Source organism: Bradyrhizobium sp. INPA03-11B (assembly GCF_040446015.1).
GTDB lineage: Bacteria > Pseudomonadota > Alphaproteobacteria > Rhizobiales > Xanthobacteraceae > Bradyrhizobium > Bradyrhizobium macuxiense_A.
The window spans coordinates 1-21,767 of sequence record NZ_JASGSR010000130.1; the positions used below are offsets into that span (position 1 = coordinate 1).

Annotated in this window: 16 protein-coding genes and 4 pseudogenes; 16 read left to right on the plus strand and 4 right to left on the minus strand. The window is 59.5% G+C overall.

Annotated elements, in window-relative coordinates; translation table 11 throughout:
* The 8 genes and pseudogenes from QMZ05_RS34305 to QMZ05_RS34340 form a co-directional block, all read left to right on the plus strand.
* The coding region (locus QMZ05_RS34305) for a FixG Ig-like domain-containing protein (protein ID WP_353704772.1) at positions 1 to 477 on the plus strand (477 nt) is incomplete at its 5' end.
* Positions 478 to 493: 16 nt separating this feature from the next.
* Positions 494 to 994, plus strand: a complete 501-nt coding sequence (locus QMZ05_RS34310; RefSeq protein WP_353704773.1) for a FixH family protein — start codon at positions 494 to 496, stop codon at positions 992 to 994.
* A 12-nt stretch (positions 995 to 1,006) separates the two neighbouring features.
* Positions 1,007 to 3,193, plus strand: coding sequence for a heavy metal translocating P-type ATPase (locus QMZ05_RS34315; protein WP_353704774.1), 2,187 nt, complete (start codon positions 1,007 to 1,009; stop codon positions 3,191 to 3,193).
* Positions 3,193 to 3,360, plus strand: a complete 168-nt coding sequence (ccoS, locus tag QMZ05_RS34320) for a cbb3-type cytochrome oxidase assembly protein CcoS (protein ID WP_353704775.1) — start codon at positions 3,193 to 3,195, stop codon at positions 3,358 to 3,360. The genes QMZ05_RS34315 and ccoS overlap by 1 nt, the downstream gene beginning before the upstream one ends.
* Before the next feature lie 1,671 nt (positions 3,361 to 5,031).
* A pseudogene (locus QMZ05_RS34325) lies at positions 5,032 to 5,422 on the plus strand (SLOG family protein); the annotation flags it as partial.
* 391 nt (positions 5,423 to 5,813) lie between these two features.
* The gene (locus QMZ05_RS34330) at positions 5,814 to 6,131 is read left to right on the plus strand and encodes a hypothetical protein (RefSeq protein WP_353704776.1); all 318 of its coding nucleotides are present in this window, start codon (positions 5,814 to 5,816) and stop codon (positions 6,129 to 6,131) included.
* A 31-nt stretch (positions 6,132 to 6,162) separates the two neighbouring features.
* Positions 6,163 to 6,414: pseudogene (locus tag QMZ05_RS34335) on the plus strand (transposase); the annotation flags it as partial.
* Between the two features lie 556 nt (positions 6,415 to 6,970).
* Positions 6,971 to 8,143, plus strand: a complete 1,173-nt coding sequence (locus tag QMZ05_RS34340; RefSeq protein ID WP_353704777.1) for a sulfotransferase — start codon at positions 6,971 to 6,973, stop codon at positions 8,141 to 8,143.
* A gap of 271 nt (positions 8,144 to 8,414) precedes the next feature.
* Here QMZ05_RS34340 and QMZ05_RS34345 read toward each other — a convergent pair whose 3' ends face one another.
* The gene (locus QMZ05_RS34345; protein WP_353704778.1) at positions 8,415 to 8,675 is read right to left on the minus strand and encodes a hypothetical protein; all 261 of its coding nucleotides are present in this window, start codon (positions 8,673 to 8,675) and stop codon (positions 8,415 to 8,417) included.
* 570 nt (positions 8,676 to 9,245) lie between these two features.
* On the opposite strand from QMZ05_RS34345, the pseudogene cysD reads away from it, so the two are divergent.
* Both cysD and cysN read left to right on the plus strand, forming a co-directional pair.
* Positions 9,246 to 10,157 (plus strand): annotated as a pseudogene (gene cysD / locus QMZ05_RS34350) (sulfate adenylyltransferase subunit CysD); the annotation flags it as partial.
* The gene (gene cysN / locus QMZ05_RS34355) at positions 10,157 to 12,046 is read left to right on the plus strand and encodes a sulfate adenylyltransferase subunit CysN (protein ID WP_353704779.1); all 1,890 of its coding nucleotides are present in this window, start codon (positions 10,157 to 10,159) and stop codon (positions 12,044 to 12,046) included. The pseudogene cysD and the gene cysN, both read left to right, overlap by 1 nt.
* A 311-nt stretch (positions 12,047 to 12,357) precedes the next feature.
* Here cysN and QMZ05_RS34360 read toward each other — a convergent pair whose 3' ends face one another.
* Positions 12,358 to 13,038: a DUF938 domain-containing protein gene (locus tag QMZ05_RS34360; RefSeq protein WP_353704780.1), complete on the minus strand. Its 681-nt coding sequence runs from the start codon at positions 13,036 to 13,038 to the stop codon at positions 12,358 to 12,360.
* A gap of 445 nt (positions 13,039 to 13,483) precedes the next feature.
* Entirely contained in the window at positions 13,484 to 14,413 is a 930-nt protein-coding gene (locus QMZ05_RS34365; RefSeq protein ID WP_353704781.1) for a TauD/TfdA family dioxygenase, read from the minus strand.
* Between the two features lie 693 nt (positions 14,414 to 15,106).
* On the opposite strand from QMZ05_RS34365, the pseudogene QMZ05_RS34370 reads away from it, so the two are divergent.
* Positions 15,107 to 15,463, plus strand: a pseudogene (locus QMZ05_RS34370) (adenylate/guanylate cyclase domain-containing protein); the annotation flags it as partial.
* Positions 15,464 to 15,560: 97 nt separating this feature from the next.
* On the opposite strand, the gene QMZ05_RS34375 reads toward QMZ05_RS34370, so the two are convergent.
* On the minus strand, positions 15,561 to 16,445 hold the full coding sequence (locus QMZ05_RS34375) for a LysR family transcriptional regulator (protein ID WP_353704782.1): 885 nt from the start codon (positions 16,443 to 16,445) through the stop codon (positions 15,561 to 15,563).
* 158 nt (positions 16,446 to 16,603) lie between these two features.
* Between QMZ05_RS34375 and QMZ05_RS34380 the strand changes: the two genes are divergently transcribed.
* The 5 genes from QMZ05_RS34380 (at position 16,604) to QMZ05_RS34400 (ending at position 21,696) form a co-directional block, all read left to right on the plus strand.
* On the plus strand, positions 16,604 to 17,965 hold the full coding sequence (locus tag QMZ05_RS34380) for an MFS transporter (protein WP_353704783.1): 1,362 nt from the start codon (positions 16,604 to 16,606) through the stop codon (positions 17,963 to 17,965).
* Positions 17,966 to 18,002: 37 nt separating this feature from the next.
* Entirely contained in the window at positions 18,003 to 19,202 is a 1,200-nt protein-coding gene (locus QMZ05_RS34385) for a mandelate racemase/muconate lactonizing enzyme family protein (RefSeq protein WP_353704784.1), read from the plus strand.
* Positions 19,203 to 19,287: 85 nt separating this feature from the next.
* The gene (locus QMZ05_RS34390; RefSeq protein ID WP_353704785.1) at positions 19,288 to 20,067 is read left to right on the plus strand and encodes a ribonuclease activity regulator RraA; all 780 of its coding nucleotides are present in this window, start codon (positions 19,288 to 19,290) and stop codon (positions 20,065 to 20,067) included.
* A gap of 1 nt (position 20,068) precedes the next feature.
* Positions 20,069 to 20,536 (plus strand): nuclear transport factor 2 family protein, encoded by a 468-nt coding sequence (locus QMZ05_RS34395; RefSeq protein WP_353704786.1) that lies wholly within the window; start codon positions 20,069 to 20,071, stop codon positions 20,534 to 20,536.
* Positions 20,533 to 21,696 (plus strand): beta-propeller fold lactonase family protein, encoded by a 1,164-nt coding sequence (locus tag QMZ05_RS34400; RefSeq protein WP_353704787.1) that lies wholly within the window; start codon positions 20,533 to 20,535, stop codon positions 21,694 to 21,696. Before QMZ05_RS34395 ends, QMZ05_RS34400 begins: the two co-directional genes overlap by 4 nt.
* Positions 21,697 to 21,767: the final 71 nt, after the last annotated feature.

Genomic DNA, 21,767 nt, shown 5'->3' on the forward strand with positions numbered 1-21,767 from the left:
GTCCAGCACCGCGCCGCGGGCAAGGAAGAAATCTTCAAGCCCGTTCGTGCACGTACGGTGGTCTATGCCGGCCTGATCACCGTGGTCTGCGCAGTGATGCTCTACGCTCTTATGTCACGGACCCTGCTCGACGTTAACGTGCTGCACGACCGCAACCCGGTGGCGGTCCATCTCAGCGACGGAGCGATCCGCAACGGGTACACGCTGCGACTCCTCAACAAGCGCGGCTTTGACCGCGTGATCGCAATCGATGTCGACGGTCCGGCCGATGCAAAGCTGCATGTCATCGGCGCGGATTCCGTGACGCCGGACCGGCCGATGATCGTCCTTGTCCGCGATACTACCACCGAACTGCGTGTGCTGGTGACGGCGCCGTTCGGTGAGAAAGCGGAAAAGTCGGTGCCAGTCAGCTTCCGCATCACTGACATCGGCCTCGGAGAAGTCGCCTCCGCAACCGATCACTTCGTCCTTCCGTAAGCGACGGAACGTCAACATGGCAGTCTCAACTCGAACCGCGCGACCCATCACCGGTCGCTTTGTCCTGGTCACGACGATCGCGTTCTTCGCCGTCGTCATCGGCGCGAACATGGTCATGGTCCGCTTTGCCATCATGACGCTGCCGGGTACCAACGTCGATAGCGCCTACAGCGCCAGCCTGGCCTATCAGCGCGAGATCGTGGCGGCGCTACAGCAGAATGAGCGTGACTGGCAGGTGCAGGCGCATATTGATCGACGGCCTGATGGCGCGGCCGCGATCTCACTCGAGGTGCGCGATCACGCCGGCACGCCCCTGACGGGAATGAATTTCCTCGCGCGGCTCGAACGGCCGATCGATCGGCGCGCCGACCGGGCGATCGAAGTCAACGAGGCCGGTCAGGGAAGCTATCGCGGCCGTGTGGAGGGTGTCCCCGCGGGCCAGTGGGACCTCGTGATCGAGGGGGATGCCGGCGGCCGTCGCATGTTCTTATCGAAGAATCGCATCCTCCTGAACTGAAGGCGCAACCGCATGCAGGCCGATATCGATTTCTCTCATTATCTAAAGAGCGCGGGTGCCGGGCTCATCCATCTCGATCTTGCGGTCGAAGGCATCAACTGCGCAGGCTGCATGGCCAAAATCGAGCGCAACCTGTCGACCATCCCCGACGTCACCTTGGCCCGCGTGAACTTGACTGACAGCCGCCTGGCGCTGGAATGGAAGGCTGGCACCCTTGATCCGGCGCTGTTTGTGAGCCGGCTTGCCGAGCTCGGCTACAAGGCCTATCCGTTCGCGCGGGACGATGCCGAAACCTTGGAAGCGCAGCGCGCGCAGGGCCTGTTGCGCCGGCTGGGCGTCGCCGCCTTTGCCGCCATGAACGTGATGATGCTGTCGATCCCGGTCTGGTCCGGCAACGCTTCCGACATGCTGCCGGAGCAGCGCGATTTTTTCCATTGGCTGTCGGCGCTGATCGTCCTGCCGGCGGCGGCTTATTCGGCGCAGCCCTTCTTCTTGTCGGCCCAGTCAGCGTTGCGGGCGCGCGGCGTCAACATGGACGTGCCGATCAGCATCGGCATCGTCTTGGCGCTGGCGACCTCGGTGATCGAGACCCTCAATCACGCCGAACATGCCTATTTCGATGCTGCGATCATGCTGATCGCGTTTCTGCTTGCCGGCCGTTATCTCGACCAGAACATGCGGCGGCGTACCCGTGCCTTTGCCGGCAACCTCGCGGCGCTGAAGGCGGAAACTGCGACAAAGTTCATCAGTCCAATCGAGATCAGAACGGTCCCGGCGGCCGCAATCCGGCCGGGCGACATCGTGCTGCTGCGGCCCGGCGAGCGCTGCGCGGTCGATGGCAACGTGGTCGAGGGACGCTCCGAGATCGATCAGAGCCTCATCACCGGCGAAACCTTGCCGGCAATGGTCACGCCCGGCAGTGCCGTCTTCGCCGGCACTCTGGTTCGTTCCGGCACCTTGCGCGTCCGCGCGTCCACGGCTCCCGGCGGCACGCTGCTCGACGAGATATCCCGGCTGCTCGATCACGCGTTGCAGGCGCGCTCGCGCTACCTGCGTCTCGCCGAGCGTGCATCGAGGCTGTACGCCCCGGTCGTGCACGCAACTGCGTTCCTGACGATGCTGGGCTGGCTGGCCTATGGCGCGAGTTTTCATGACTCGATCGTGACGGCGATTGCGGTCCTGATTATCACCTGTCCGTGCGCGCTGGGTCTTGCCATTCCGGCAGTGCAGACCGTTGCGTCTGGCGCCCTGTTCGGCTCCGGCGTGCTGCTCAACGCAGGCGACGCGATCGAGCGTATCGCCGAGATCGACCGGGTGATCTTCGACAAGACCGGTACGTTGACCCTGCCCGAGCTCGATGTCGCCAATCTCGCGGAAATTCCCGACGACGTCGTCAGGCTCGCGGGCCGGCTGGCACTTTCGAGCCGGCACCCGGTTGCTGCCGCAGTGGCACGCAAGGCAGGGATAAACTCGCCGCTGCCGGACATCCAGGAAGAGCCGGGGCAGGGTGTTCACGGATTGCACGAGGGGCGTCCAATTCGCTTGGGCCGCGCATCATTTTGCGATGTCGACGACCTCGCCAACGAAATCCTATGCCGCGATCCGGAAGCATCGGTCGTCGCATTCAGGCATGGCGAGACCAGGTATGCTTTCGCGGTTCGGCAGCGGTTGCGGCCGGATGCCGCCGATATCGTGGCGGGGCTGGGGCGTATGGGTATCGCCGTCGAGATCGTGTCAGGAGATCATGAGCCTGCAGTCCGGCTCGCCGCCGAGCAACTTCGCGTGCGCGATTGGCGCGCCGGAGTCTCTCCGGTCGACAAGATTGCCCGGATCGAGGAATTGGCGCGCCAAGGCTGCAAGGTGCTGATGGTCGGCGACGGTCTCAACGATGCGCCGGCGTTGGCTGCGGCGCATGCCTCGATGTCGCCCGTTACGGCCACGCATATGAGCCAGGCGGTCGCCGATGCCGTTTTCCTCGGTGAGCGTCTCGCGCCGGTGCTCGCAGCGGTCAAGGTGTCTCGCAAGGCGCGGCGGCTGATGCGGCAGAATCTTTGGCTTGCCGTGGTCTACAACGTGCTGGCCGTGCCGATCGCGATCGCCGGCCTGGTCACCCCGCTGATCGCCGCGGCGGCGATGTCGGGTTCGTCGGTGATCGTGATGCTCAACGCGCTGAGGGCGCGAGCGAGGGAGGCGGTCTGATGGAGGTTCTGGTCTTTCTGGTGCCGCTAGCACTCGCGCTGGGCTTTGTAGGCCTGCTCGGCTTTCTCTGGTCGCTCAAGAGCGGGCAGTATGACGATCTCGACGGCGCAGCCTGGCGCGCCATCGCCGATGACGAGCCCGTCAGCGATCACGGCCGGTCGAAGTAGTGGAAATACACCAGTAAAACCGCGGATGCGATGTCATCGCCGCAAGACCAGGAGAGACCAACCTGCTGATGGAGGCAATCCGTGCCACAGTCAGCAGCAGCTCTTCGGCAGCACGTCTGGCTGCCAGCAACTCCAGTGTGTCGGCGCTGCAGCTACGGGTTGCATCGTGTCTAAATCGAACCATCCCTCCGCGCGCCGGACACAGCGGAAGCCCAGTGGACGTCGCTGGTCATCGATCACGGCAAGCTCGATCGCGCAGTCGAACGGTGCCGACGCGATATCCCGCCATCCCAAAAGGGCTAGCGGGCGAAGCCATGAGGTGAATGCTCGTCGCATGCGGTTCGATTGCTTGATGAGCGACGGCCCGATCGTCGCACATAGGGAGGCCGACACCGTTGATGTAGCTCAACCTTGCACCCACTTGGATCCATCGCCTGTAGCCGAAACTATAAGTTCCGACGTGCATGAATGAAACCGCTTAACTCGGCCCGCAATCAAACGGGCCTAGATTGGGTGGGGGGTATGGGCGGTCTGTTCGTTCCGCTTCTGGTCCGCCTACCGCGCCGTCGGCAGTAGCGGCCGATGAACGCTTCACGGCGGGCCTGCAGTTGCGGTCGTCTATTTTGGAAGGCGAAGCTCGCCGAAGTGGAGAGGGTGCCCGTTGAACGCGAATCGTGCATCGAACCGGAGCCGCTTATGCTCCGGCGACGCAGCTGATTCTGTCATGAAGCGGGTTACGGCGTACGGCGAGCAGCGAGGCCATGAGAGGGTCCTACGATTGGCCGAGCGGATCGCACATTGGTTCGTCGGGGTGATTATGGGTCGTCCTTCCGAGAAGAGTGGCACTCAGCCGAACTTTACAGGGGCGGACCAGCGGCAAAAGCGCCTCGCAGTCTTTCTCGCGGGCACCTGGAACGGCGTCGACAGCAATGCAATCGTCTGACGGATGCGGGCGCTCTGCGCCGCTAAAAGCGCCAATGGCAAGCCTCAGCTCGTCTACTATTCGGTGGGCGCAAATGGTTTCCTAGGCGGTGTTTGTACGAATTCTGACCGGACTTCCGACATCGGCATTGTCGCTGCATCTCCGATCTCGCAGTAGATGCCAGTCACCGACCTGCTGGCTCGGTCCGGGCGACTCAGGTTAAGCAGTGGTCATCGATCAGCCTAACCTGCGAAAGGAACAAAATGGTCGCCCCCACACGTGGACTGCCTGCTTCTGGCTATGCGCTCGAGGTCGATGGCCGATTGAAAACCGAATTTGCGAGCAGAGATGCAGCTTGGGCAGGAGCGGAGGAGCTAAAGAAGCGCTTTCCTATGCTTCAGATCAGAATTTACGACGCTCTGGCAAAGACCAGAGATGAGGTCCAGCTTCCACGAGCTTGAGCTGCTTCGGTTGATGCTCTTTTGCGCGTGCGCCTGGCGCCGCACCGGGCTCTTGTCGAACCGAGCCGCGCAGCGTCTCGGTCGTCCGGCGTCGATCCCTCGCACATCGTCAAGGCCGATCGGGACCCCCGGCCGGATTCCGCTGCATGGCTATGCCATCAAGCGATGCCGATTGAGCCGAAGACCTAGAGGTGGTGGCCTTGTGCAAGTGCAAACGCGCTGCGGAGGCCGTCGTCAACCACCGGACGTTCAGTGCAGCGATGATCTTCGCGAGACTTCTCGCCGTGACGTGCCGAGGCCGAGGTGATGCTGCCTCCAGGCCCAGAGATCGCGCTCACGGCGGAATTGACTTCCACAACGTTTCGCCATCCGGGATCGACTCGACAAGGTCGACGCGAAACATCACGACGTGATTCTGCTCCACGGCGCCTCGCTCAAAGGCGCTGAATCGCGCGCTGCAAAATGGGCGGTGCCGCGGATTGCCTCCAAACCGACCGGGTATGCCAACGCCGCTCCGTTCAAGTAGGACGATGCCATGCTGGCAGTTATGCCGATCGGCGTCGTGTACTTGCCGGATACCGGAATCCAGGACAACCTCGCCGATAAGACGAAGGAACTCGGCATCCGGTCCGGACGTTCGGCGATGTTAGGGTGTGAGAAGCTGTCGACCCGCATATGACAGGCGAATTTAGAAATATGTGCGCGGGGAGGTCTCAAAAGGGTTGAATCGCACGTGGCGTCAAGTTGTAGGCTCTCGAGTCGGTGGCTAACGAGCAACAAAAGAGTACGAATGTCCCAAGTCTTAGGCTCAGTAAGATGAGTGGCCTCGTCAGGGGGCCATTGTGGAGTCGCTGATCGGCGCGGTATCCGCACGCGATGGCCCGCCGGAGACCGTTGGCGAACTTCATCTGGCTGAACGGCACCGACCAGACCTAAGCAGATCGGTTGTCAGTTTCGCTTGCGACGCGAGAGGTGCCGCCGCCGGTAACCTGTGCGTCCGTCATGACCTCCGTGGCGCGGACCGCCTCAAAGGATCTCAATGCCAAGCGTTAGGAACCCGCCGCGCGGCCATGCGCCAGACCCGCGGCTGGATGCAACTACAGGGGATGAGGGTGACCAAGCCGCGCTCCTTGCCGGCGTCTGGTCCAATTTCGCTGACGTATCGGCAGTTCCTAATCAAGGAGGAGACTTCGGAATGGAAGCCATTCTCGTCATTTGTCCTGCCGATATACCAGAGTGTGACTTATGAACTCGACGGCGACCCAAACCATATTGCTGACGTCTACAGCGGAGAGGCTGATGATTTCACCTGTACTCGGATTATCAATCCGACGACCAGCGCGCTGGAAAGAAGGTGCCTGACCTTACGCGGGCTTGACCCAGTATGAAGGTCGTCCTGGCCCAGACGAGCACCAGAACATGAAGTGCAGCCGCTTTTCCGAAGAGCAAATCCTCGAGATCTTGAGGGAGCACGGGGCCGGCGCTTCGGTCGCTGATCTGTGCCGCAAGCACGGCGTCAGCGATGCCTGCATCTACAAATGGAAGGCGAAGTTCGGTGGGATGGAAATGACAGAAGCCAAGCAGTTGAAGAGGCTGGAGGATGATAACACGCGCTTGAGGCGGTTGCTGGCCGACGCCATGCTGGAGTATGCGGCGCTGAAGGACCTATTAGAAAAGAATGGTGACTGCGGCTAAAGCGGACCGGCTCGACGGCTTTCGGGGCCGCCTTTGCGGCGCAGACGTCGTTGTTGTTAGAGCGGACTTCGACCATTCGCCTTGCGTCAATATTGATTGGTTGGCGAGCGAATCAAGTGAGTGCTTCTGCGTGACCCGTGCGATAGATCAGTTCTGTGCGCCGCCTGCTGCTTTGCTAGGACGTTCAATCCTGCGGCTCGATCGGCTCGTGAGGTGACCAGAACGTGCGCCTATATGATAACGGTGTGTGCTCCGGTAAACCTCCGTATAGTATTCGCAAGCCTTTCTATATTGGTCGTCTATCTTCGTACAAATTGAGCCGGCCCTCAACTTCACATGAGATCTGGAGCTGCCAACCGCAGCGTCAAAAAAGCTTCTGTGAGCAAGTGGATCGAATTTCATTCTGCGGCCACAAGGTGCAGGTGAAGCGCTTTTCATGTGACGTTGGCGGGAGGAACAGCGCTGCCGCATTCCTTCGAGTGACGTCCCTCGGGCAGCTAATCATCTCGTGCAGGCAAAGGGGCCTGGTATCATGAGTAGAGATCTTAGCTATTCGCCTACGGTCGGCTTTCTTCTTGGCCTTCCTCGGTCGGGCACGACGCTGCTGGCGCATCTGCTCCAGCGACATCCAGATATTATGTCCCCACCTGAGCCCTGGCTGATGCTGGCACTTGAGGCATTTGGCACGGTGGACCATCGTCACCCAGCGGGAAGCTCACTGGTCGGGGCCGCTACTTCCGAATTCTTGGACCGGATAGATCGCGCTGTCGTCAGCCGAGCTCTTGCCGATGCGGCTTACGGCCAATATTTGACAGCCGCGAGCAAGCGCACGTTCATAGATAAGACTCCGCGCTATTGGATGGTGCTCGATTTCTTGGATTCGCTTTATCCGGAAGCGCCACGAATCCTCATAATGCGTAATCCCTACGCGATTGCCGCATCACTGAAATCGACGTGGGACATTCCGCTCCTATCCGCAAGTTCCCCGTCTGCCATCGCATCCTGTCTTAGCGATCTCGCGCGGGGCTTGCCTACGCCTGCTGTCGTATCCTGCCTGGCTGATCTCGTTCTGGGCCTGCCGACGCTCGCTGCGCTGCGTGGCCGCCGCCAGACGCAAGTGGTGCAGTACGAGCTCCTGGTGATGCGCCCCGACGAGGAAATCCGGCGTGTTATCGCAGGACTAGGCCATGATCCTACGGACGTGGCATCGGCCACAGTTGAGCAAGCCGACGTTTTCCGGTCAAGTACCTTTGGGGATCGAAAGATCCTCGAGAAAACGGCAATCGATGATCGCTCAGTCCAGGCTTGGCGAACCGCATTGAGCACCGAAGAGATGCAGGTGGTAACCGATCTGATCGGCACCGAGCTCTTGATAGAGCTCGGTTATGAGCAGGACCTTCGGTACGCACAGCAAGTCGGGACTGTCGATCGGGGCCCGGCAGTAACCGAGGCGTATCGTCAACTGTTTCGAACCTGCTGGGATCTGCGCGGCGGTACGGGAGGCGCGTCGTTCGGCGTCTCCACTCACGCGCGTGAGCCAAATGGCATTGGTCAGCAAGCTGGAGAGAGCTCCTCAGTTTCCGAGGCGCAACGACTGGCTGAGAAGACGGAAGAGCATTTGCGGTTGATGAACTCCATGGCGGCGCAGTTGGAGCAGGCGTTGAGGGCTGCGAAAGGCGGTCACGATTCGTGGCTTGGACACTAATCGCGTGACACGACCGTCTCAACGTTGCTGGTGACGTTGTGCGGCTTAAGCAGACCTCGGTCGAGCTGGCGCGATGCTGCTACGCCGAAGAATGTGGCCGCAATGGGCGTTCGGCTCGAGTCTTCATCCGCACCGGAACGTCTGTAGCGAGCCAGGGCCTCCCTTTCACTTCTTACGGTTATCTGGGCCGATGCGGCTCATTTCCCGGCGCTATGCTGCAAAAAAGGCGGACGTTCCACCACAAGCATCCGGCTCTCGCGCGGTGCGCCCGTTAGATGAAATCGTCGGTTCGAGACCGTTGAGACCGGAAGCGTTCAATGATGAGGTCGCTCGCCGCGCCAATCAAGTAACACAACTGCATAGCAGTGGAACTCAAGACGAAGGTCAGAATCGCGCGCGTCAGACCGTCCCTGTGTTCGACAAAATAGGCTGCCGGGATCAAAATCAGGATTGCAGGGAAGCATACATAGACGTTGAAATAGCGTCCCAGCAGCAAGCCGCAGACACCGCTCGCCAAAATGAGCGCCAACATCGCGCCTCCTAGTGATGCTCGGTGTACACCAGAGAATTCTCTTCGAAGCCAGAGTGAAGGGCGATCGTCATCTGAATATTCCTGAGCTGTCTAAACTAACGTTTGCTATCCGCTATTCGCCAAAACTGGTAAAATCGATTGTCTTGATAGAACATATTCTTGATCTGGATGAGTCCTGATCATCCTTTGGCATGTCGATGATTGAGATCGTCGTGATCGCTCAACGCCTTGATGAACGATGCAACCTCATCGCAACGGAACGCGGCATCGTCCTGAACTAGCCAGGGTGCCGCACTTGTCGGAATCGTCCTTCGCTAGAGCGTCTATGAATTAGATGATTCGCGAGCTTTACCTTTGAGGAAACGGCACCTACAAGCTGCGTGTCGAGCCATGCGCCAGAACGCTGCGGCCAATCCTTGTGGGCTGGCCGCATTTTCATGCGGTGCTTATCCCGGGTGCGTCTGGATTGTTAACAAGCCATGGCAAACCCCGCACCGCACCGCTCACTTCGCCGATCAAGAGAAGCCCGCATCAAACGACACCTGACGAACTCAAACGAAATCCGCATCGAAGAACAACCAAATGTTACCTAAACATCTGCGTCGCCTCGAAGCTGAATCGATCGCGATAATGCGTGACGTAGTCGCCGAGTTTAGAAAGCCGGTCATGCTCTATTCGATCGGAAAAGACTCGAGCGTCATGCTGCACATTGCAATAAAGGCGTTCTTCCCGGCCAAGTTGCCCTTTCCCTTGCTTCACGTCGACACGACGTGGAAGTTCCGCGAGATGATTAGCTTCCGGGATGAAGCAGTCAAGCGGCTCGACGTGGACCTGATCGTTCACGTGAACAAGGATGGCGTCGAGCGCGGGATCAATCCAGTCGAGTCCGGTTCACTCCTTCATACTCAGGTGATGAAGACGGATGCTTTGAAACAGGCGCTCGACCTCTATCGGTTCGACGCTGCCTTGGGTGGGGCACGACGTGACGAAGAAAAGAGCCGTGCGAAAGAACGGATCTTCTCCTTCCGTTCGGCCGGACATGTGTGGGATCCGCGGGACCAACGGCCGGAGCTATGGAATCTGTTCAATACGCGAATCCGCCAAGGCGAAACCATGCGCGTGTTCGCTATGTCGAACTGGACCGAGCTCGATGTCTGGGAATACATCATGCTCGAGAAGATCCCGGTCGTCCCACTTTACTTTGCAAAGCAAAGGCCTGTGGTCCTCCGGAATGGCGCAACCATTATGGTCGACGACAGGCGACTGCCGCTTAAGTCCGACGAGACGCCGCAGATGCGGATGATCCGTTTTCGAACCCTGGGATGCTATCCATTGAGCGGGGCCATCAACTCCAACGCGGCTACGATCGAGGACATCGTCGCTGAGATGCAGACCGCGACGGTATCGGAGCGCCAGGGACGCTTGATTGATGGTGATGAAGCCGCTTCGATGGAGAAGAAGAAGCGGGAAGGCTACTTCTGATGGCGCCCAAAGCGGCTGTCGAACTTGTCCAGGCCAGAACAAAGGACCAGCTCCGTTTCATCACTTGCGGTTCGGTGGACGACGGAAAATCGACGCTGATTGGCCGGCTGCTGCATGACAGCAAGATGATTTACGAGGATCAGCTGACGGCGCTGGCACACGATAGCGCCAGGCACGGCACGAACGGTAATGACGTCGATTTTGCGTTGCTAGTCGACGGACTCGAGGCGGAGCGAGAGCAAGGTATCACGATCGATGTGGCCCATCGCTTCTTTACCACGCCGCGCCGCTCGTTCATGGTGCTCGACACACCGGGCCACGAGCAATACACCCGTAACATGGCGACGGGTGCCTCGAATGCCCAGCTCGCCATCATCCTGGTCGACGCCCGCAAGGGCGTGCTGGTACAGACAAAGCGTCACTCTTTCATTTGTTCGCTGCTCGGTATCCGCAATATTGTGCTGGCTGTGAACAAGATCGACCTCATCAAGTACAAGAAGGAGATTTTCGACCGGATCGTCGAGGACTATATCGCCTTTGCTGCCAGTCTTCGCTTTACCTCGATCGTTCCGATTCCGATCTCAGCCCGCTACGGCGACAACGTCGCTAGCCGCTCCGGCAACTTTCAGTGGTATGATGGTCCCTGCGTGCTAGATTACTTGGAGAGCATCGATATCCAGTCTAACGCCGTGATCCAGCCTTTCCGCTTTCCGGTCCAGTGGGTGAACCGGCCCAATTTGGACTTCCGGGGCTACGCCGGATCGGTAGTTGCCGGGAGTATCTCGGCAGGGGACGAGGTCGTTGTCGCAACGTCTGGACAGACCACTCGCATCAAGCGGATCGTGACCCATGACGGCGACCTTGTCCGCGCCGAGGCGGGCGATGCCATCACCATTTCGCTCGAAGACGAGATCGATATCGGCCGTGGCGCTCTCCTAGCGCGCCCGACCGAGCGGCCACAGGTCTCCGACCAGTTCGCCGCGCATCTGATCTGGATGGACGAGGACCCGCTCGTTGCCGGACGCAATTACATCCTGCGCATTGGGACGCAGACCGTAGCCGCAGGAAGCGTGACTGCAATCAAGCATCGGATCGACGTCAACACCCGTGAGCTTCTCGCAGCTAAAACGCTTGGTCTGAATGAGATCGGCTTTTGCCATATTTCGACGGCGCTGCCGATGGCGTTCGATCCTTACGAGATCAATCGCGAGACCGGATCGTTCATCGTCATCGACCGCTATACGAATCGGACGATCGGCGCCGGGATGATCGCATATCCTCTGCGGCGGCCCACCAATATCGCTTGGCACCCCCTTTCAGTGAGCAGGAACGAGCGCGCCGCACTCAAGAATCAAAAGGCTTGTATCATCTGGTTCACGGGCCTATCCGGCTCGGGAAAGTCGACAATCGCCAACATGGTCGACCAAAAGCTGTTGACTATGGCGTACCACACCATGCTGCTGGATGGTGACAACGTGCGGCACGGACTAAGCGCGGACCTCGGCTTCAGCGAGCCCGATCGTGCCGAAAATATTCGTCGAGTCGGTGAAGTCGCCAAGTTGATGGTGGATAGCGGTCTGATCGTGATTTGCTCGTTCGTCTCGCCCTACATTGCCCAGCGAGACATGGTGCGCAACCTTGTTGCTAAGGAGGAGTTCCTCGAGATCTTTGTTGACACGTCGATCGACGAATGCGCGCGGCGCGATCCCAAGGGTCTCTATTCCAAGGCGAGGTCTGGAGAGATCAAGAACGTCACTGGCATCGATGCGCCCTACGAAATACCGCTAAGACCCGAAATTCATCTCAGGACAACAGGGCAAACGCCCGAGCAACTAGCGGAAGCCGTGGTCGAGGTCTTGATAGCGCGTGCAATCGTCGATAACTACTAGGATCTGCCGATTACCATCATTGCCAGAGCATCCAGCGCAATCGTTCGGGCCTTGCGCCAAGGGTGCCGCCGATGCTGAACCGAACTGGACGGCAGGTGGGTGGTTCTTGCCAATGAAGCGCGCTAACATGGGGTAGTGAGTCTGGCCGGCACGATTGGCACGCTTGGGCCTTGCATGCCCTGTGCTCGTCGCGAACTCTCAGCCGGTAGTCATTCATCGCCAAGCGTTGGCACTCGGTAGGTCTAGAAGGTGCCATGAGTACGAAATGGCGGGACTTGCCGTTCCATCCACTGGAGAGGCTGAGCCGCCGTTTAGGATCTACCGAAGAGCAGAATGAAGTTACTGGCCGGCAAATCCAATTGCCGTTTCAGCGCCAGCCCATGCTTCCCGGCCTCCCTCTCAATATCCCGCACGTCTTTGAGACCCCATTCGGGCACGCCGGCCGCCCGAATCTCCCTATCGAATGCCTCGTTCGACGGCGTGGTGTATTTTCCGTCAAGTTTAAAGGGGCCATAGATTGCGATGAAGCCGGATGGTTTCAGGAGCTTTGCGCCAAGCGCAGCAATGCCGTCGGCGATCGAGACGGGAGCAACATGGAAGATGTTGATGACGAAGATGGCGTCGTAGAGTTGCTCATCGGCATCCGGCCAGGTTGACGGGACCGTGAGATCGATCAGAACGGGATCAGCAATGTTAATGTAATCGCCTTCGAGGCGCTTCCTTTTGATGGTCTCGAAGACAGCTTGATCGTAATCAGAAGGCTGAAACCGAATGTTCGGAAAATGGGGCGCGAGGTAGGTGATATGTAATCCGGCTCCAGTCGCTACTTCAAGCGCGTCACCCTTCGTAGGAAGGAGTTCTTCGAACGTTTTCAGGATCGCGTCCTTATTGCGGTTGCCCGCCCAGGCGACATAAGGGCTGAGCGGATAAGGATCGATATTCGGTCTGTCGTCGGACAATCGCATACTCCTTGCTTCGATGGCGAAAGACATGCCTCGGACTCGTCTTTCAGGGCAGTTAGGAGCCGCGTGCTAGGCTCGGTCTGCCCGCCGCGGTCGGCCTGAAGGGGATCTATGGAGCCTTATCGGCTTCGGCTGTCCGGCGGAGCGAAAGCGCGTCGCGATGGAGCAGAGGAGAATCGTCCTGATGGACAAACCCTTCCCGGTGGTCGACGTTCACACCAGCCGGCTGATGCACCGGATCCCGCTTGAGCTCGGGCAGACCAGACTCCCTCTCTCGCCTGCGCCGCCAAGCTCCGCACGCGCGGCGGGATTCAGTCTGTTGCAAGCTGGCTAGTCCAAGGCGGCTGACGAGGGCGGCGGCGATTAAGGGCAGAATCTTGCTTCGCCGCGCGGACGCTTGATCTGCGGATTTAGAAAGCGGCGAACGCGCGATAGATGGAATCTGCACCAACGAACTTCCGTGAGTTTGAGTGGGCTAGGTGACCTCCATGGGTGGCTGCTTGGTGATCTTGTGGCGCGTTACACTGGCCCGGCCGTCGACGCTGATGGGCACATCGCCATCGATCGTGGCGCGACGCATGACGCGATGCTGGTCGCCGTAATCATTGACTGCATAATGCTGTGTTGCGCGGTTGTCCCAGATCGCGACATCGCCCTCCTTCCAGTTCCAGCGCACGGTGTTTTCGGGGGCCGTGATATGGGACTGGAACAGGTCGAACAGCTTCTGGCCATCGCGTTTGGGGATGTCAACAAAACGCTGCACCACATCGCCGAGCACCAGCGCGCGATCGCCGGTCTCGGGATGGACGCGCACGACGGGATGCTCGGTCTCAAAGATGGTTCTGGTGAAGACCTCATCAAAATGCTTCTTGTCGACTTCGCGGACCCGAGCCGTTCCGGCGTAATCGAAGGCGTTGGTGTGAACTGCCCAGAGTTCATCGGCAAGCCGTTGCAGCGGCAGCGGCAGATCCAGGTAAGCAGCCGCGGTGTTCGACCAGATCGTATCGCCGCCAAACGGTGGGATCATAACGGCCCGCAGCACCGAAATCTTGGGATAGGCAGCAGTGAAGGTGCCATCCGCGTGCCACACATCAGCCCGCCCACCTCCGCGGGCGGAGTCGAGTTCGATGATTGACGCCGTTCCCTTGGTGGTACCGAGCGTCGGGTGCGGAACAAGCGTTCCCAAACGAATAGCAAAGCGTTCCTGCTCGGGGTCGTCGAGGTGATCCTGATCGCGGAAAAAGATCACCTTGTGTACGAGTAGCAAGCTGTTGATTTCAGCAATCGTCTGACTCGGCAAATCGCCCGAGAGCTTGATGTTTCTGATCTCAGCACCGATGCGCGCGGTGCGTTTGACGACGTCGCTATACGGAATGATATTATCGATCAAAGCGGCTTCGCTCATGGTGGCATCTTCCAACTTCAGGAGTGTTTTGGTCGACAACGTATTCAGCCGCGACACGAATAGGCGAACGCAAGATCGGGAATTGTTGAGGTTCGCCGCACTCGGCCCCGTTGGTGTGCTTCGAGGGAGGCAAGATCAGCCGCGCACGGATCGCGGCTGAACATTGCTGATTTGGTGCCTCTGCATGCTCTCGGCCCTAAATTGCTGTTGCTGATGCGAAAGCAATGACCATGCCAATGCTGCTAGGCAAGCTAGAGCGGCGGACCATGTGTTAAAGGTCTCTCCCCTTTGTGCGCGCGGTGTTTCGAACCCGACATGACATTGCTGCTGTCGGTATACGAACAACGGTCCACGCGAGGTATTGGTTTGGCTAGAGCTGTATCGCGCTATTTTGGCGGCTGACTTGGCGAACTCGTGTGCCAGCTGCGGGTTGAGGGAGGGGGCAGACCAGAGTCCCCTTCTAGTGAGGGCGGTCTTCGGGACGATCTGGCGTGCTTTCGCGACGTCGTTCCCGTGCTCGGTCTTGCGATCTATCGGCAAAATTCTGCTCCTGACTGCCACACGATCGCTCGACAGCTATCTCGGGCGTATGACCGGCGCGAAGGTGCTGGCCGGCGAGATCGTCCGCGGTCAAGGTGAGATCATCCACGCCGCAGTCGTTTTTGCGGATCTGTCCGGGTTCACAAGCTTACAGATCGCGAAGATCCGATGGAGGTCGTTCATTGGTTGAACGAACACCTCGAAGGACTCGGCGATCCGATGATCGAGAATGGCGATGAAATTCCGAAAGTCCTCGGCGACGGCCTCCTTGCCGTGTTCACGGCCGGCGACCAGGCTAGCGCGCGATGCGAAGCTTGCCAAAGCGCCTTTTCGGCGGCTGTCGAAGCTCAGAGGCGCAATGACGCGGTCAACGCTAGCCGGGAGCGGGACGGCAAACCTCAACTGCTCCTCGATGTGGCGCTCCATTTCGGTGAGGTGGTCTACGGCACCGTTGGCAGCCCGCGGCGACTTGACCTCGCGGTCATTGGACGTGCTGTGAACGAAGAATGAACTTGGAGTTCATATTCTCGTTTCCGAGGAGTTTGCAAAGCGCTGCTCGCAACGACTCAAGTGCCTCGGTGCTTTGCCTCTCGTTGCCGGCCTGTCCTCAGCGCGTTGACCGGAACGCCAGTTCACGAAGCCGCGGCAGGGCAGTGTTTCGGTTGTCGCTTCGCCAGATCGCGTGCAACTCGGCGAAGACGGACGGACCGAGCTTGATCGGCCGAAACACGACGTTGTCGAAGCAGGCGTTGCGCGTCTCCTCGGGGACGATCGCGAGACCGAGACCTGCACTGACCAGCGATAGGATGGCCTGTGCCTGGCTCATCGATTGGACGACACGAGGCCGAATCCCGTTCGCATCGAAGGACGATGTCAAAAGCGACCGCATATACGGTCCGTCCGGCGAGTACATGATGAAGGCTTGGCCTTCGAGGTGAGACAGTTCCGGCCGTCGCCGCACTGCGAGCGGATGGTTGAGCGGCAAAGCAAGAGCAACGCCTTCCCGGAATACGCTCGCACTTCTCACCGGCTCCTCCGTCTCGATCGGTCGGACCAATCCGAGATCGATCCGCCCGGACCTCAGCGCATCCAGTTGCTGACGGGATGTCAGCTCCTGGAACGTGATTTCGACGTTCGGTAACTCGTCGCGGACGCGGGTGGCGAGCCATGGCAAATAGCCGTAGGTTGTTGCTCCCACGAAGCCGATCGAAAGCGTCCCGCCCGTCGACGACGCGGCTTCCCGTGCAGCCTTGATGGCGTGCTCGCGTTGTTGAAGAAGCATTCTCGCTTCGCTCAGAAATGCGCGTCCAGCTGCGGTCAGGCTGACCGATCGGCTGGTGCGCTCGAGGAGCTTTACATGCAGCGCGCTTTCCAGGAGCTGGATCTGCCGGCTGAGTGGCGGCTGCGTCATGTTCAGTCGTCTTGCCGCGCGGCCGAAATTCAGCTCGTCGGCGACAGCCACGAACGCTCGCATCTGTCCAAAATCGATCATTGATACCTTTTCTATATCAATAGAATGCAAAAATGAGCTTAGACCTGAATTGATCGCTGATCTAGCCTGCTTGCACGTCCTGACGCTTGGCTGCGTTCGGACCATCCACGGTCGCGGAAGTCCGACCGGGCGAAGCAAAAAACAAAGGGCGGAGCAGCGTGACCGAGGAGCAGAAGCCGTCCGGACGGACGCATCATCGTTTCATCATCTTGGCATTGATCACTATCCTGTTGGCGCTCAGCAGCGGCGATCGGGCAACGCTGTCGATTGCCGGCCCCCACATGTCGCAGGCGCTAGGCATCACGCCGGTAGAGCTCGGCTGGATGTTCTCGGCATTCGCATGGGCCTACGTTCTGGCGCAGATCCCGGCCGGCTGGATCACGGACCGGCTCGGCGCGAAGCAGACTATCCTTGTTGGATTGATCCTTTGGTCTCTCGTCACCTTTCTGATGAGCGGGGTCGGCTGGCTGACCTATCCATTCCTGACGATGTTAATCCTGCGCTTCCTTCTCGGCGCGTTTGAGTCGCCGGTCGGTCCCGCCGCTGGTCGCATCATCGCGGCATGGTTTCCGTCCTCGGAGCGCGGCATCGCGGGAGCCATCTTTAACAGCGCTCAGTATGTCTCGCTGGTGCTCTTCACGCCTCTGATGGGCTTCCTCGATCATCGTTTCGGCTGGGAGCACATCTTCGGCGTCATGGGCGTGCTGGGGTTTCTGCTCGCACTGACATGGGCCGTCTCCTACTACCCGCCGGCCCGTCACCCCAAGCTTGGAGCCGCCGAGCTCGACTACATGCGAGCTGGCGGGGCCCTGGTCGATCTGGGCGCCGGATCGCCATCGGCGACCGAAGCACATGGCCCGAGATGGTCCGACCTCGTCGAGCTGTTCAAGAGCCGCATGCTGGTCGGCATCTTTCTTGCTCAATATGGCATCACGTCGATCACGTGGTTTTTCGTATCATGGTTTCCAAGCTATCTGGTCAAGGAGCGCGGCCTGTCCATACTCGACGCGAGCTTGATCGCGACGATCCCCGCCATCTTCGGCTTCGTGGGCGGGGTCGTGACCGGTGTCTTCTCGGACTGGCTGCTGAAACGAAGCGGCTCGCTCAGTGTCGCGCGTAAGACCCCGATCACGATCGGACTGGTGATGACGGTCCTCATCATCGGCTGCAATTATACGAACTCCACCTTCCTGATCACCGCGCTGATGAGCGCTGCTTTCTTCGGTAAGGGCTTTGGCTCGCTCGGCTGGACGGTCGTGGCGGATACGGCCCCCAAAGAAGTGATTGGGCTCACCGGTGGCGTGTTCAACGCCATCGGCAACACCGCCGGAATCGTAACGCCTGTTGCCATCGGGTACATCCTCGCGACAACCGGATCGTTCAATGGAGCGCTGGTCTATGTCGGCTTGCACGGGCTGATGGCTGCGCTCTGCTACTGGGTGATCGTCGGGCGTATCGAGCGCCTGGTCATACGGAAGGGCGTCGGATTGATCCGCGCCGCTCCACTAATCGCCGAATGAAGACATACGTCGAACATCCGTTTCAAAGGAGAACGTCATGAACTACCTATCCCAGATCAACCAGCGCATTCTTCCGAACCCGCTCGCCGCTGGTCTCGCCGCCGGCGAAGCCACGACCGACCGGATCTCCTGGGTCAAGACGTCGCTTGTCTTTTTGCCGCTCGCCCAGGCGATCAGCGACGCGAAGGTCCTGACTGGCCGGCAAAAGCCGCTCACGGAAATTGCCTTCCTCTTTGCCGAGATCGAGACCGTAAACGGCCACAGCGGGATCGGCTACAGCTATTCGAAACGCGCCGGCGGCCCTGGCCAATTTGCGCACGCCAAGGAGATCGCCGGTGAATTGATCGGTGAGGATCCAAGCGACATTCAACGCCTTTGGGACAAGCTCGTTTGGGCCGGCGCTTCTGTTGGCCGCAGCGGGATGTCCACGCAGGCGATTGCGGCATTCGACATCGCTCTGTGGGATCTTAAGGCGAAACGCGCAAAGCTTCCGCTTGCCAAGCTGCTCGGCGCGCATCGGGATTCCGTTCGCTGCTACAACACCTCGGGCGGCTATCTCTCGATGCCAATCGAGGAGGTCAAAGAGCGCGTCACCATGGCGCTCGAAAAGGGTATCGGTGCTATCAAGCTGAAAGTCGGTCAGCCCGACCCGATGGTCGACCTCAAGCGCATCGAGGCGGTCCGCAACCATGTTGGAGACGTTCCGCTCGCGATCGACGCCAACCAGCAATGGGACCGCACGACAGCCCTGCGCTTTGGCCGGATCGCGGAGCAGTTCAATCTGACCTGGATCGAAGAACCGCTGGATGCCTACGACTATGAGGGCCACGCAGCGCTTGCGGCCGAACTCGCAACCCCGATTGCGACCGGCGAGATGCTGACCAGCGTCGACGAGCACTACGAGTTGATCCGCAACAATTCAGTCGACTTCATCCAGCCGGATGCGCCACGCGTCGGAGGGATCACGCCGTTCCTCAAGATCGCGGCGCTGGCTGATCACAGGAAGCTGCAGCTTGCCCCTCATTATTGCATGGAGATTCATCTGCATCTGACAGCGGCCTATGCGCGCGAGCCCTGGGTCGAGCATTTCGAATGGTCGGAGGCGATGTTCAACGAGAAGCTTAACGTCGTGAATGGCCGGATGATTGTGCCAAACAGGCCGGGTCTCGGCTTCAGCCTATCGGAGCAGGCGCGGGCCTGGACGCGAGACGTTCACGAAGCGGGAAAGCGGCCCTGAGCGATGAAGCCAGCACCCAGATCGCGAGAGGAGTACATCAATGCCTCCTTTCGCGGGCAGCCCTCACAACGCAACTGAGATCGCCATGTACGAACCCAAGACGAAGCTTTGTCCCCTCGATCCTTCCGTTGTCCGCCGGTTGAAGGACGTTTCGAGCGGTTCGCTGACGACCGAATTGTTCAAGAAGGGCCTTCGCCAGTGCTTCCTGGTAGGGCTTGTGCCGATGAACAAGGATGCGGTCCACTTCGCCGGCGAAGCCTTTACCATGCGCATGATTCCCGCGCGGGAGGATTTGGACACGATAGAGACCCTCACGCCACACCCCAATCCCGACAATCTGCAGTGGGAAGCCGTCGAGAATATTCCGCCGGGCCACGTGCTGGTCATCGACAGCCGCAACGATCCGCGCGCTGCATCCGCCGGAGCCATGCTGCCCACGCGGATGAAGGTGCGCGGCGCCGCAGCGATCGTGACGGATGGATCGTTTCGCGACGGCCGGGAATTGGCGCGGCTCGACTTTCCGGCCTATGCGCGGCAAGTCACCGCATCGACGCGCCTGTCCTATCATCGAGTGGTTGATCTCAATGTACCGGTCGCGTGCGCCGACGTGCCGGTCTATCCAGGGGATGTCATCGTTGGAGATGGCGACGGCATCACCGTTGTCCCGCGGCATTTGGCGGCTGAAATGGCCGATCTCTGTGAGAAACGGGACGACCTGGAGAAGTACCTGTCCTATCGCATCGGGGCCGGTGAACCGCTTTATGGCGTCTATCCGCCGACGCCTGCCGTACGCGCCGATTTCGAGGCGTGGAGGAAAGCGGGCGCCGATCCGGCCAAGGCAACGACAATCCGGGCGGGAGCATGACATGAGCGCGATCTCTCCTGCTGCAATGGAAGGGACGATCCGCCGCTATTTCGATGCCTGCAACGCGGCAGATTACGGCGCCCTCATGGCCTGCTTCACCCAAGATGCGGTCCATTACTTTCCGCCGGGCCTGCCGGAAATTCCATGGCGCGGCGCCGACACCATCGCGCGCAAGTGGATCTGGTGCGTCGAAAATCTCGGCTCGCAATGGACGATCGAAAAAATCATTTGCTCTTCGACGACCCCGGAAGCCGTCATCGAGTGGACGCACTGGAAGCGAAAGCAGAACACGGCGCTACGTGGCGACGAATGGTATGTGTTCGACGAAGCGACCGGACGGATTAAGGAAATCAGGGCCTATTATGCAGCTCCCGCTGACCCCTCCGCTCGCATTTGCCAGCTGGTCGACTTCGACTACAGCGGTCGCGGATATCATCTCTCGCACGATAATGGGGAAAGCCCGTCATGAACAGCATCAGAGCACTGACACTGGTAACGTCACTGATTTGCTTTTCCATGGCTGATGTCGCGTTCGCGAAGACATTCGTTTATGTCTCGAATGCGGAAGACGGCGACATCGATGGCTACGAAATGAGCGCGGATGGGGCGTTGACGTCCCTCGGCAAGACCGAGGCCGGAAAGCTTGTTATGCCGATGGCCGTCAGCCCAGACCGGAAGCACCTCTACGCGATCGTCCGTTCCGAGCCATTGCGGGTCGTCACCTACAGCATCGACACTGCTGCGGGTACCTTGAAAAGCGAGGCTGCGGCGCCTCTCCCAGACAGCATGTCCTATTCTTCCGTGGATCGGAACGGCCATTTTCTCTTCACGGCTTCCTTTGGCGGCGACAAGGTCGCTGTCAATCCAATAGGTGCTGATGGATTGATCCGTGCGGCGGCCTCGCAGGTCATTCCGACCGGTCACAACGCGCACTCCATCCTCGCGGATCGTGCCAACAAGTACGTCTATGCGAGCAATCTCGGCAGTTCGCAAATTCTCCAATTCGCACTTGATGAGAAGACAGGCACGCTAACGCCGCTCGATCCGCCTCTCGTCAAGGTGCATCCCGGCAATGGCCCACGCCACCTCGCGATTTCGAAGGGGAACAGATACCTCTATGTGCTATGCGAACTGACGGGCACTATCGTGCAGTTTGCAATCGACCCCAAAGCCGGGACATTGTCTGAAGCAGCGTATGTTGGCTCTGCCCCGCCCCAAACGGATCTCCACCCCGGCGTTGTTCGCGAGTCTCTGTCCACGACGGCCAGCAGCGGTGCAAACCCGGCTGTACTGGACGCAGACAAGACCCCAAGAATTTGGGCGGCCGACATCGATATCACGCCCGACGGTCACTTTATGTACACGACCGAGCGTACGAATAGCACGATCTCAGTGCTGTCGATCGAGCCAGAGACCGGAAAGCTCACCTATCTCGCCTCATATTCCACCGAGAAGCAGCCTCGTGGGATCAGGGTTGATCCGACTGGCCGCTTTTTGGTCGCCGCGGGCGAGAAGTCCGATCATATCTCCGTATTCAAAATCGATGGTCAAACCGGCGCGCTTACGCTCAATGGAAGATATCCGGTCGGCAAGGATGCGAATTGGGTGGTCATCGTGGAGACTCCGTAGTTGCGCCTATTCCATCGCAGGTTCTGACACGTCGTTTTGACGGACTAATCCGCCTTGATGCTCCCTAGTAT

What these genes read in the sequence shown, in the direction of transcription:
- QMZ05_RS34365 (WP_353704781.1), bottom strand. Translation starts at nt 14,413, where the DNA reads ATGAGCGAAGCCGCTTTGATCGATAATATCATTCCGTATAGCGACGTC.
- QMZ05_RS34345 (WP_353704778.1), bottom strand. Translation starts at nt 8,675, where the DNA reads ATGTTGGCGCTCATTTTGGCGAGCGGTGTCTGCGGCTTGCTGCTGGGA.
- cysN (WP_353704779.1), top strand. Translation starts at nt 10,157, where the DNA reads ATGGCGCCCAAAGCGGCTGTCGAACTTGTCCAGGCCAGAACAAAGGAC.
- QMZ05_RS34390 (WP_353704785.1), top strand. Translation starts at nt 19,288, where the DNA reads ATGTACGAACCCAAGACGAAGCTTTGTCCCCTCGATCCTTCCGTTGTC.
- QMZ05_RS34310 (WP_353704773.1), top strand. Translation starts at nt 494, where the DNA reads ATGGCAGTCTCAACTCGAACCGCGCGACCCATCACCGGTCGCTTTGTC.
- QMZ05_RS34395 (WP_353704786.1), top strand. Translation starts at nt 20,069, where the DNA reads ATGAGCGCGATCTCTCCTGCTGCAATGGAAGGGACGATCCGCCGCTAT.
- QMZ05_RS34315 (WP_353704774.1), top strand. Translation starts at nt 1,007, where the DNA reads ATGCAGGCCGATATCGATTTCTCTCATTATCTAAAGAGCGCGGGTGCC.
- QMZ05_RS34385 (WP_353704784.1), top strand. Translation starts at nt 18,003, where the DNA reads ATGAACTACCTATCCCAGATCAACCAGCGCATTCTTCCGAACCCGCTC.
- QMZ05_RS34360 (WP_353704780.1), bottom strand. Translation starts at nt 13,038, where the DNA reads ATGTCTTTCGCCATCGAAGCAAGGAGTATGCGATTGTCCGACGACAGA.
- QMZ05_RS34340 (WP_353704777.1), top strand. Translation starts at nt 6,971, where the DNA reads ATGAGTAGAGATCTTAGCTATTCGCCTACGGTCGGCTTTCTTCTTGGC.
- QMZ05_RS34400 (WP_353704787.1), top strand. Translation starts at nt 20,533, where the DNA reads ATGAACAGCATCAGAGCACTGACACTGGTAACGTCACTGATTTGCTTT.
- ccoS (WP_353704775.1), top strand. Translation starts at nt 3,193, where the DNA reads ATGGAGGTTCTGGTCTTTCTGGTGCCGCTAGCACTCGCGCTGGGCTTT.
- QMZ05_RS34330 (WP_353704776.1), top strand. Translation starts at nt 5,814, where the DNA reads ATGCGCCAGACCCGCGGCTGGATGCAACTACAGGGGATGAGGGTGACC.
- QMZ05_RS34375 (WP_353704782.1), bottom strand. Translation starts at nt 16,445, where the DNA reads ATGATCGATTTTGGACAGATGCGAGCGTTCGTGGCTGTCGCCGACGAG.